Raw genomic sequence first — 11,460 nt, 5'->3', positions numbered from 1 at the left:
TCTCCCCTTGTGGGAGAGGGTGGCTCGCCGCATAGCGGCGAGACGGGTGAGGGGTGTCTCTCCACAAGCACCTCTCACAATCGAGTACGCGGATAGATACCCCTCATCCGGCGCTTCGCGCCACCTTCTCCCACAAGGGGAGAAGGCAAGAGCACCTCACTCGCATCGACCTACCCCCGTCTCACGCTCGCCCCGCCGTCTACCGGCAGCGTCACGCCCGTAATAAAATTGGCTTCGTCCGACGCCAAAAACAGCGCGGCGTTCGCGACGTCCCAGCCCGTGCCCATCTTCCTGCGCAGCGGCACCTTGCTGTCGCGTTCGGCTTCGACTTCGGCGCGGGTCTTGTGCCATCCGCGGGCGCGGGTGTCGACGGCCATCGGCGTGTTCATCAGGCCGGGCAGGATGACGTTGGCGCGGATGCCGTATTCGGCGTTCTGGTAGGCGAGCTGCTCGGTGAAGGCGATCATCGCCGATTTCGTCGCCTTGTAGGCGACGTAAGGGTAGGTCGTGATCGCCGCCATTGACGAGATGTTGATGATGGCGCCGCTCCTTTGCGCGCGCATGATCGGGATCACTTCCTTCGCCGCGAGAATGCAGCTCTTCAGATTGATGGCGACGACGCGGTCGAATGCCTCTTCGGTGATTTGAAGCAGCTCGGCGTCGCCGCCGGCAAGACTCACGCCAACATTGTTGTGCAGCACGTCGATGCGGCCCCAGCGCGATTGCGCGTCCGCCACCATCGCCTTGATGTCGGCAGCCTTGGTCACGTCGGCCCTGCAGGCCGCGGCGGCGCCCTGCTTCGCGGTGATCATTGCAACCGTTTCCTGCGCCGAGTCCAGATGGTGGTCGACGCATAAGACCTTCGCGCCTTCGCGCGCGAAGGTCAGCGCGGCGGCGCGACCATTGCCAATGCCTTCGCCGGGGCTCTGGCCGGCGCCGACGACGATCGCAACCTTGTCCTTCAAGCGCATGTCAGTTCACTCCCGGGATCGGTCCGTCTCATTATTTTCGTGCAGATTAGCAATCGACCCGACCTGCGAGAAGGGCGCGGCTCCTGCGTTCATGTCATTGACATCACTTGGAATTGCATGCTGCGGCCGGCTCATCGGGCATCGCTGCCGTTGCGGCTCAGGAACCGTTCCGAGGTCGCGGCGTTTGCTGCCGGAGCCTTTCCCGCGCTAGGCTCTGTCTCGGGGCTTCCCAACCGCCAGTGGCTTGCCGATGAATCTGCTTGATCCACAAGGGCCCGTAGCTGCGGCCAACAGCACCATTTTGGTCGATTCCGTCTTCATCATGCTCGTGATCGTGGTGCCGACCATTCTCGCGATCCTTGCGTTCGCGTTCTGGTTTCGCGCCTCCAATACCAAGGCGCGCTTCCGGCCGGACTTCGTCTATTCCGGTCGCGTCGAAATGGTGGTGTGGTCTATCCCGGCGCTCACCGTCATTCTGCTCGGTGGCGTCGCCTGGATCGGCTCGCATCAGCTCGATCCCGCCGCGCCTGTGCCGGGCACCGGAAGTCCGGTGCGGATCCAGGCCGTCTCGCTCGACTGGAAATGGCTCTTCATCTATCCCGACCAGCGCATCGCCATCGTCAACTCGCTGACGGTGCCGGCCGGCGCGGAGCTGAATTTCCAGCTGACCTCGTCGAGCGTCATGAACGTGTTCTTCATCCCGCAGCTCGGCAGCATGATCTACACCATGAACGGCATGGTGACGCGGCTGAACCTGCGCGCCGACAATGAGGGCAAGCTCCAGGGTCTGTCGGCGCATTTCTCCGGCGACGGCTTTCCCGACATGATGTTCGACGTCAACGTGATCTCGTCACTGGCCTTCCCTGATTGGGTGGCGACCACCGCGAAGACCGACGCCGTGCTGAACGAGGACAGCTACAAGAAGCTGATGCAGCAGGGCATCGAGAGGGGCCGGCCGGTCTATCGCCTCGATGATCCCCGCCTGTTCGACCTGATCGCGACCCAGCACATCCCGCCGGGGCCCGGGCCGGAGCTCGCATCCGAGGCTGGCCGGTCGCACATTGGAGGCCACGATGCTCGGTAAGCTCGATTGGTCAGCGATCCCGTTCGATCAACCCATTCCGCTCGTCGCAGGCGGAATCGTGCTGGTGGCGATCCTGGGCGTGCTGGTGTGGGTCGTGGTGAAGGGACATCTGCCCTATCTCTGGCACGAATGGATCACCAGCGTCGACCACAAGCGCATCGGTGTCATGTACATCCTGCTCGCCTCCGTGATGCTGCTGCGCGGCGGCAGCGACGCCATCATGATGCGGATCCAGCAGGCGATCGCCTACCAGTCGCAAGGCTATCTGCCGCCCGAGCACTACAACCAGATCTTTTCGGCTCACGGCACCATCATGATCTTCTTCGTGGCGATGCCGTTCGTGATCGGGCTGATGAACCTCGTCGTGCCGCTCCAGCTCGGCGTGCGCGACGTTGCTTTCCCGACGCTCAATTCGGTCGGCTTCTGGCTGACCGCGACCGGCGCGCTGCTGGTCAACCTCTCGCTCGTGATCGGCGAGTTCGCGCGCACCGGCTGGCTCGCCTTTCCGCCGCTGTCGGGACTGTCCTATTCGCCGGGCGTCGGCGTCGACTATTACGCCTGGTCGCTCCAGATCTCGGGCGTCGGCACGCTGGTCGCCGGCATCAATCTCGTCACGACGGTGTTGAAGCTGCGGACGAGGGGCATGAACTATCTGCGCATGCCGATGTTTTGTTGGACGACGCTCGCCTCGAACCTCCTGATCGTCGCGGCGTTCCCGATCCTCACCGCTACGCTGGCGATGCTGTTGCTCGACCGTTACCTCGGCTTCCACTTCTTCACCAATGAAGCCGGCGGCAATGTCATGATGTTCATGAATTTGATCTGGGCCTGGGGACATCCGGAGGTCTACATTCTGGTGCTGCCGGCCTTCGGCATCTTCTCCGAGGTGGTGTCCACCTTCTCCGGCAAGGCGCTGTTCGGCTATCGCTCGATGGTGCTTGCCACTATGGCGATTTGCGTCGTCTCCTTCATGGTGTGGCTGCACCATTTCTTCACGATGGGCGCCGGCCCCGACGTCAACGCCATTTTCGGCATCGCCAGTATGATCATCGCGATACCGACAGGCGTGAAGCTCTACAATTGGCTGTTCACGATGTATGGCGGCCGCATCCGTTTCGCGACACCGATGCTGTGGTCGGTCGGCTTCATGGTCACCTTCATCATCGGCGGCCTGACCGGCGTGCTGGTCGCGGTGCCGCCGGCGGATTTCATGCTCCACAACAGCATGTTCCTGGTGGCGCATTTCCACAACGTCATCATCGGCGGCGTGCTGTTCGGCGCCTTTGCCGGCTTCGAATACTGGTTCCCCAAGGCGTTCGGCTTTCGCCTCGACGAACGCTGGGGCAAGGTCGCATTCTGGTTCACCTTCATCGGATTCTACGTCACCTTCATGCCGCTTTACATCGCCGGCATGCTGGGCATGACGCGGCGCCTGCAGCATTATGATGTTGCCGTCTGGAGGCCGTGGATGATCATCGCGGCGTTCGGCATGCTGTTGCTGTCGATCGGAGTGATCAGCCAGATCATGCAGCTCGTGGTCAGCATCCGCAACCGCGAGGCGCTGCGTGACCGCACCGGCGATCCCTGGGACGGGCGCTCCCTGGAATGGGCGACCTCGTCGCCGCCGCCCGTGTTCAATTTCGCTTTCAATCCTGATGTGCGTGGCGAGGACGCCTATTGGGACATGAAGGCCCGCGCCCAGCAGCAATCGCTCGAACATGACGTGCCCGAGTATCAGGACATCGAGATGCCCCGGAACTCGCCGACCGGCTTCGTCTGCGCCTTCTTCGCCACCATCATGGGCTTTGCGCTGATCTGGCACATCTGGTGGATGGTCATTTTAGGCGGCGTCGGAGCGTTCGCGACTTTCGTCGTTTTCGCCTGGCGCGACCATGACGAATACGTCATTCCGGCCGCCGAGGTCGCCCGCATCGACCGCGTCAATCTCGAGGAGCGGCGCAGCCTCGTCAGCATGGCGGGAGCCATCTGATGTCGATGACCGCGACCGCCGGGCACGCCCACGCCGATCCGCATCACATCGGCATCGTCATCGAGCATCCCGGGCCCGCGTCGAAGCGGATCGTGACCGCGTACGGCTTCTGGGTCTTCCTGCTCTCCGATATCGTGATGTTCTCCTGCTTCTTCGCAGCCTATGCGGTGCTCGTCACCCAGACAGCGGATGGACCCAAGGGCTCCGAGATTTTCGATCAGCGGAACGTCGCGATCGAGACGGTCTGCCTGCTGCTGTCGAGCTTCACCTGCGGCATGGCCAGCATTGCCGCCGATGTGCGCAACCGGTTCTGGTTCTATCTCGGCATGGCCGTGACCTGCGTGCTCGGCCTGATCTTTCTCGTCATCGAATTCCGCGAATTCGCCGATCTCGTTGCGCGCGGCTACGGCCCGTCGCGGAGCGCCTTCCTGTCGTCGTTCTTCTCGCTGGTCGGTTGCCATGGCCTGCATGTCTCGGCCGGCGTCCTGTGGCTGCTCACCATGATGGCCCAGGTCTTCGCCAAAGGCTTTCGTGCCGACGTCCTGCGGCGGATGATGTGCTTTGCGTTGTTCTGGCACGCGCTCGACATCATCTGGGTCGGGGTCTTCTCGGTCGTCTACCTGCTTGGGAGTGGCGTATGAGCGATCAGACGCATATGCATGCCGAACATGACCTCGCACCGGGCGAGGAAGAGCATCACAGCGTCGGCGAGCGGATCCTCGGCTATGTCGTCGGCCTTGCTCTGGCGCTGGTGCTCACGGCGATGTCATTCTTCATCGCCGGAACTGACCTTGTCTGGCAGCCTTCGATTCCGGTCGCGCTGATCGTGCTCGCGATCGCGCAGATGGGTGTGCACCTCGTGTTCTTCCTCCACATCACCACGGGCCCGGACAACACCAACAACGTGCTGGCGCTGGCGTTCGGGCTGCTGGTCGTCTTCCTGGTGGTTGGCGGCACCGTCTGGATCATGTCGCATCTCAACCAGAACATGCCCCCGATGGATCAGATCATGATGCGTCAGTAGCTCGCATGGCAGCGGAGGAAGTCGTGAGCCTGATGCGTTGATCTTACCGCATCGTCATGGCCGGGCGGAGTTGGCGTCAACAGCTCCGCAAAAAGAAGAGCCGCTTGTTTGTGACAAGCGGCCCAAGTCTAGGGAGGAAACGCCCCAGCAAAGACAATCGGCCGAAGCCGGATTGCTGCCAAGGAAACGCTCGCGCAAAGCGCTCGCATACACATATAGGTGCAGCAACTCCCGCTGGAGTTCAATTCCGGATCAATACTGTCTCGGAGTACCACTCACGGCTGCGTGAACCAATTTTTCACTTTGGCCGGCGGCAGTTGTAGGCCTTGCGGAAGCCCGCCGCCTGGGCGTCGTCTTCCGAGCAGAACCAGCGATCCGGCTTGGTCGTCGCCGGGTAGCTCGGGCAGCCCCGCAAATGATAGATACCGATATTGCCGGTGACGCGGGCGCGCACCGCAAGCTTGCCCTTGATGCTGCAGCTCGGCGGCATCGTCAGATCCTCCGGAAACAGCACGGCGCGAATTTCCTTGTCGCGATCGGCGCGGCAGGCAGCGCCCAGCAGCGTCCCATCCTTCTTGCCGGTCCGGAAATCTTGCGGTGCAACAAAGCAGCCCTTCCAGATCCCGGCCGATGCGGTTTTGGCGTCGGTCGCCGCTGGCTTGACGTTCGCCTTGATCGGCTCGCGGGCGATGGCATAGCCGAGCTTGACCAGCTGCTCGTTCAAGCTCGCCTTGTCGCCTTCGGCGGTGCAGATCGCCCGGTGCCGCTTGCCAAAGCTCTTTTCTGGCCCGACATCATCGCAGCGCACCGAGCGTTTGTTGATCAATTTGTTCAGCTGCTCGCGGGCCTCGATGCCGCAGGTCCAGGGATCGGCGTGGTCGTCGATGCAGACCTGGTCCAGCTCAGGCGCATCGACGCCGTCGAGCCGATAGGTCACGTCGCCGAGCTGGATGGAATTGCCGTCCCGGACCGTCGCGGCTGCAGTCAGCGCGGCGGCCGGTTCTGGCGGCATCAGGATTCCTGACAGAGCGAAAAACGAAACGAGCGCAAAAGCGCGGGGGGCGGCAAAGAAATTTCGGAAGGACATACGGTCTCGCTATCGATTGCTCTTGCGCATCGTTCCTAGCATCCGGACGAGGCGATACCAATGGTCTGCGCCCTGCGAAGTGCGACATTCCGGCCTCGCGGCTTTACTCAGCCGTCGCTCTGCCCCTATCGTTTGCGCAGCCTTCCGGTCCGCGAAGGCCGAATCGCCCGGGAAGCGGCGAGGGGGAGGACAAGGTTGCGATGAAAGATCCCGTGGACGTCCTGATCATCGGTGCCGGCGCGTCGGGCGCAGCGGTGGCGTGGTCGTTGGCCGAGACCAAGATGCACATCCTCTGCCTGGAGCAGGGCGGCTGGATGAATCCGGCGGAATATCCCAGCACGGGGCGGGATTGGGAGGCCAAGTTCTACGGTGAGTGGTCGTCGAGCCCCAATGTCCGTGGACGGCCCGAGGATTACCCGATCAATGACGACAACTCGCCCATCAAGGTCGTCAACTACAACGCGGTCGGCGGCTCGACGGTGATGTACACCGCGCATTGGCCGCGGCTGCATCCCTCCGATTTCAAGGTGAAGACGCTCGACGGCGTCGCCGACGATTGGCCGATCGACTACGACGCGCTGACCCCGTTCTTCGAGGAGAACGACCGCATGATGGGCACATCGGGCCTGTCGGGCGATCCACTGTCGCCGTTGACGCATCCGCCGATGCCGCAGCAGCCGATGGGCTTGTCCGGCGCCATCATCGGCAAGGCCATGAACAAGCTCGGCTGGCACTGGTGGCCGTCGGACACGACGGTCGCAACCATGGACTATGAGGGCCGGGCGCGCTGCATCAATCTCGGCCATTGCACGCCTGCCTGCGCGCAAGGCGCAAAGTCCTCGACCGACATCACCTATTGGCCGCACGCCATCCGCGCCGGCGTCGAGCTGCGCACCCATTGCCGGGTGCGCGAGATCACCACCGATGAGAACGGCATGGCCTCGGGCGTGGTGTACTACGACAAGGACGGCGTCGAGCAGTTCCAGCCGGCGCATGTCGTCATCATCGCCTGCAACGGCGTCGGCACGCCGCGGCTGCTGCTGAACTCGGCATCCAGCCGCTTCCCGAACGGCCTCGCCAATTCGTCCGGCCTCGTCGGCAAGAATTTGATGTTCCATCCCTATGCGCAGATCTACGGCTACGTGACGGAGCCGACCGACTCCAACCGCGCGCCGCCGACCTGCCTGTGGAGCAAGGAGTGGTACGACACCGACCTATCGCGCGGCTTCGTGCGCGGCTATGGCGTGCAGTTCGTGCGCGGCGCAGGTCCGGTGTTCGAGGCCGTGGTCAGCGAGCAGAAGGGCATTCTGCCCTGGGGCGAAGATCATCACCGCGTCTTCCGCAAGCTCAACGGCCACCGGCTCGGCTTCTCCGCGATCTGCGAGGACCTGCCGGAGGAGCACAATCGCGTCACGCTCGATCCGGTGCTGAAGGACAGCCACGGCATTCCCGCGCCGAAGGTCGACTACACGATCAGCGAGAACAGCCGGAAGATGATGGAGCATGCGCTCGCCCGCGGCCGCGAGTTTCTGGAGACGGCAGGGGCGAGCGACATCTGCGTCAATTCGCCGATCCCCTGGGGCGGCTGGCATCTGCTCGGCACCGCGCGCATGGGCACCGACCCCGAGCGCTCCGTGGTCAACGAATGGGGCCGCACGCACGACGTGAAGAACCTCTTCATCGTCGACGGCAGCATCTTCGTCACCTCGGGCGGGGTGAATCCGACCTCCACCATCCAGGCCCTTGCGCTCTACATCGCCGACCAGATGAAGCAGCGCCTCGCCAATTTGTTCGATTGAGATGATCGCATTCAAACGCAGCCCCGCAGGGAGCACACCGTCACTGTGGCTGTAGAGTTTCGACGAAAGGACGCCATGACTGATCAGCCGACCCTCTCGCCGCGGCAGCGCGACGACCTCCGCACCATCGCCGCCATGATCATTCCACCGAGCGAGGAATATCGCGTCCCCGGCGCCGATGACGAGATCATCCAGGCCGACATCCTTGCAACACTCGGCCGCGATAGCAGACCTGTCGCGGCAGCGCTGGATCACCTGGCGCGGTTGGCCGGTATGCCGCTTGCTGATCTCGAACCCGCCGCGCGCGACGCGGCGGCGCAGGAGTTTCGCAAGCACGGCGGCGTGCCTGCCGCAACGCTCGTTCGCGTCGTGCTGCAATGCTACTACCGCGACGACCGCGTGCTGCGCTCGCTCGGGCTCGAGCTGCGCGCGCCATTCCCAAAAGGCCATGTCCTCCCGGATGGCGACTGGTCGTTGCTCGATCCGGTCAAGGCGAGGGCGGGCACGCTGCGGCGGGCGCCCTAGCCACCTGGGCAGTCCAGCCCTGCGCCCCCGGCGGGTCCCTTGCGTAGGAGGGAACAGGCCACCATCTGTGTGAGCTTCAAGGACTCTTGCCATGTTGGACTTTACCTCAGATATCGCCGATGACGCGCCGTCATCGCGGACGACGGCGGCTGCGCCAGTCGATGATCGGGCGCTGCTGGACGCCTATTCCAATGCCGTGATCGACGTCACCGACCGTGTCGGCCCAGCCGTCGTCCGCGTCGAGACCGGGCCAAAGGTCCCCAACGGCCGCGAGCGCGGCGGCCTCGGATCGGGCATCGTGATCTCGCCGGATGGACTCGTGCTCACCAACAGCCACGTGGTCGGCTCCTCCAGGGAGATCCGCCTGCGCGACGTCGAGGGTCACGTCGGCGACGCCCGGGTGCTGGGCGTCGACCCTGATACCGATCTTGCGCTGCTGCGCGCCAACGGCGTGCGCGATCTGCCCTATGCCGCGCTCGGCAATTCCAAGAGCCTCAAGCGCGGCCAGCTCGTGATCGCGATCGGCAATCCGCTCGGCTTCGAATCGACCGTGACGGCCGGCGTGGTCTCGGCGCTCGGACGCTCGATCCGGTCGGTGAGCGGGCGAACCATCGAGGACGTGATCCAGACCGATGCCGCGCTCAACCCCGGCAATTCCGGCGGGCCGCTGGTGTCGTCGAATGCCGAGGTGATCGGCATCAACACCGCCATCATCAACGGGGCGCAAGGCATCTGCTTTGCGGTCGCCAGCAACACCGCGCAATTCGTGCTGTCGGAGATCATCCGCCACGGCTATGTCCGCCGGGCCTATATCGGCGTTGCCGGACAGACCGCGCCGGTGCCGCGGCGGCACGCGGTCGTGGCCGGCGTCGAGAACAAGATGGGCGCGCTGTTGATGCAGATCGAGCCGGACGGGCCGGCGGCAAAGGCGGGCCTGCTGCCCGGCGACGTCGTGATCAGGCTCGACGGCGTCGAGATCAACGGCGTCGACGATCTGATCCGCGTGCTCGACCGCGACCGCATCGGTCGCCGGCTCGCCATGGACGTGCTGCGGCTCGGCCGCCTGCGGGCGATCGACATCGACCCGATCGAACGCAAGCCGCAACGCTAGCTGCGAGCCCGCGGGCGGGGTATGACGCTAGCATGCCTCGCGCCTCGGATCCTTGCATGATGCCGGCACAAGAGACCTACGACGTCATTGTCATCGGCGCCGGTGCCGGTGGCATGACGGCCGCGGCAGTGGCCGCCGCCGAAGGCCTGCGCGTGCTGGTGATCGAGAAAACCGCCTTCGTCGGCGGCACCACGGCCTGGTCCGACGGCATGGTCTGGATTCCCGCCAATGCCAAGATGAAGGAGGCGGGGCTGTCCGACAGCATCACGGATGCCGTCCGCTATCTGTGGAGCACTGTGCCCAGGCCAGCCAATGCCAGCTTGCGTGCTGCCTTCCTCGCGCGCGGGCCGGAGGCGATTGCATATCTCGAAGCCAACACGCAGGTTCGCCTTCAGTCGGTCAAAGCCTATCCCGATTATTATCCGGAGCGGCTCGGTGCGACGCCGGGCGGGCGCGTGCTGGAGCCGGTGGCGTTCGACGGCACAATGCTTGGCCGGGCTTTCGCGCGGCTGCGGCCGCCGCCGCCGGAGCTCACGCTGTTCGGCGGGATGATGGTCAACCCGCTCGAGATCCCGCAGCTGCGGCGTGTTGGAAAATCGCTGCGTTCGACCTTGCGTACGGCGCGGCTGGTGTCCGCATACGCATTGCAGCGGCTGCGCAGCCCGCGCGGCACGACGCTGCATCTCGGTAATGCGCTCGCCGCGCAGCTCTACGCCTCGCTGCTGGCGCGGCAGGTTGAAATCTTGTTCAGCGCGGATGTCCAGGATCTGTCGACGCAGGGTGATCGCGTCGTTGGCGTCGTCATCCGTCACGGCGCGCGTGATCGCCCGATCGTCGCGCGTCGCGGCGTAGTGCTGGCGACCGGCGGCTTCTCGCATGACGCGACTTTGCGCAAGCGCTTCTTCCCGCCTGCTGCCAGCGTCATCTCTGCGGCCAACACATCAAGCACAGGCGACGGGCTTCGGCTCTCGGCCACGGTCGCTGCCGCCCTCAATACGGATGCGACGAGCCCGGCCTGTTGGGTGCCGGCCTCGCTGTTCCGCCGCGCCGATGGCAGCCGCGGAGTCTTTCCGCACATGGTGACCGACCGCGCCAAGCCTGGCGTGATCGCCGTCAACGCCGCCGGCCGCCGCTTCGTCAACGAGGCGCTGTCCTATCACGAGTTCGTGCTAGCCATGCTGCGCGACGGCAATGGCGAGCCGGACCGGCCGTTCTATCTGATCTGCGACCGTCAGTTCCTTTGGGCTTACGGTCTCGGCCGCATCAAGCCATTCACGCGCAATGTGCGCCGTTATGTCGCCAGCGGCGAGCTGATCGAGGCTTCCGGCATCGCGCAGCTGGCAGCGAAGGTCGGCATCAGCCAACCACGCTCACGGCGACGGTTGAGAATTACAATGCGGATGCGAGAGAAGGCCGCGATCCCGAATTCGGCCGCGGCAGCACGGCCTATCAGCGCCATCTCGGGGACGCCGCCCACAAGCCCAACCCCTGCGTCGCGCCGATCCTCCGCGCGCCGTTCTTCGCGATGCGCATCTATCCGGCCGATCTCGGCACGGCGATCGGGATGAAGGTTGATGCACAGGCGCGCGCGCTGCGTGAGGACGGCACGCCGATTCCCGGCCTCTATGCCTGCGGCAACGACATGGGCTCGATCATGAACGGGAACTGTCCAGGGCCAGGCATTGCGCTCGGGCCGGCGCTGACGTTCGGCTACATCGCGGGACGGCATCTGGCGGAGGGTGGGGCGGCGGTGCGCGAGACGACTGCCGGCGTGTCAGCCTCGGTCTAGCCACCTCCAACACTGTCATGCCACGGCTTGACCGGGGCATCCAGTACGCCGCGGCTTCTCGATTCAATCACAACCGTCTC

At 64.4% G+C, this 11,460-nt stretch carries 9 protein-coding genes and 1 pseudogene; 8 read left to right on the top strand and 2 right to left on the bottom strand.

Features of this window, described 5'->3' with window-relative positions:
* Window positions 1–170: 170 nt before the first annotated feature.
* Window positions 171–971: an SDR family NAD(P)-dependent oxidoreductase gene (locus ACVWY3_RS19460; RefSeq protein WP_456839918.1), complete on the bottom strand. Its 801-nt coding sequence runs from the start codon at window positions 969–971 to the stop codon at window positions 171–173.
* Window positions 972–1,221: 250 nt separating this feature from the next.
* On the opposite strand from ACVWY3_RS19460, the gene ACVWY3_RS19455 reads away from it, so the two are divergent.
* Genes ACVWY3_RS19455 through cyoD form a run of 4 tightly spaced genes read left to right on the top strand, consistent with a single transcriptional unit; the run spans window position 1,222 to window position 5,069 of the window.
* Window positions 1,222–2,055 (top strand): cytochrome ubiquinol oxidase subunit II, encoded by an 834-nt coding sequence (locus ACVWY3_RS19455; RefSeq protein WP_456839917.1) that lies wholly within the window; start codon window positions 1,222–1,224, stop codon window positions 2,053–2,055.
* The gene (cyoB, locus tag ACVWY3_RS19450; protein ID WP_456839916.1) at window positions 2,045–4,045 is read left to right on the top strand and encodes a cytochrome o ubiquinol oxidase subunit I; all 2,001 of its coding nucleotides are present in this window, start codon (window positions 2,045–2,047) and stop codon (window positions 4,043–4,045) included. The genes ACVWY3_RS19455 and cyoB overlap by 11 nt, the downstream gene beginning before the upstream one ends.
* Window positions 4,045–4,686, top strand: coding sequence for a cytochrome (ubi)quinol oxidase subunit III (locus ACVWY3_RS19445; RefSeq protein ID WP_456839915.1), 642 nt, complete (start codon window positions 4,045–4,047; stop codon window positions 4,684–4,686). The genes cyoB and ACVWY3_RS19445 overlap by 1 nt, the downstream gene beginning before the upstream one ends.
* Window positions 4,683–5,069: a cytochrome o ubiquinol oxidase subunit IV gene (gene cyoD, locus ACVWY3_RS19440; protein ID WP_456839914.1), complete on the top strand. Its 387-nt coding sequence runs from the start codon at window positions 4,683–4,685 to the stop codon at window positions 5,067–5,069. Before ACVWY3_RS19445 ends, cyoD begins: the two co-directional genes overlap by 4 nt.
* A 298-nt stretch (window positions 5,070–5,367) precedes the next feature.
* On the opposite strand, the gene ACVWY3_RS19435 is transcribed toward cyoD, so the two are convergent.
* Window positions 5,368–6,156, bottom strand: a complete 789-nt coding sequence (locus tag ACVWY3_RS19435; protein ID WP_456839913.1) for a thermonuclease family protein — start codon at window positions 6,154–6,156, stop codon at window positions 5,368–5,370.
* Between the two features lie 200 nt (window positions 6,157–6,356).
* On the opposite strand from ACVWY3_RS19435, the gene ACVWY3_RS19430 reads away from it, so the two are divergent.
* The 4 genes and pseudogenes from ACVWY3_RS19430 (at window position 6,357) to ACVWY3_RS19415 (ending at window position 11,380) form a co-directional block, all read left to right on the top strand.
* The gene (locus ACVWY3_RS19430) at window positions 6,357–7,955 is read left to right on the top strand and encodes a GMC family oxidoreductase (RefSeq protein WP_456839912.1); all 1,599 of its coding nucleotides are present in this window, start codon (window positions 6,357–6,359) and stop codon (window positions 7,953–7,955) included.
* A gap of 75 nt (window positions 7,956–8,030) precedes the next feature.
* Window positions 8,031–8,480, top strand: coding sequence for a hypothetical protein (locus ACVWY3_RS19425; RefSeq protein WP_456839911.1), 450 nt, complete (start codon window positions 8,031–8,033; stop codon window positions 8,478–8,480).
* Window positions 8,481–8,571: 91 nt separating this feature from the next.
* On the top strand, window positions 8,572–9,591 hold the full coding sequence (locus ACVWY3_RS19420) for a S1C family serine protease (RefSeq protein WP_456839910.1): 1,020 nt from the start codon (window positions 8,572–8,574) through the stop codon (window positions 9,589–9,591).
* Window positions 9,592–9,647: 56 nt separating this feature from the next.
* Window positions 9,648–11,380: pseudogene (locus tag ACVWY3_RS19415) on the top strand (FAD-dependent oxidoreductase).
* The last annotated feature ends 80 nt before the right edge of the window (window positions 11,381–11,460 follow it).

This window comes from Bradyrhizobium sp. USDA 4486 (assembly GCF_054057995.1).
The sequence above is the reverse complement of the archived record's forward strand: the minus strand, read 5'-3'. Positions and strand labels throughout refer to the sequence as shown.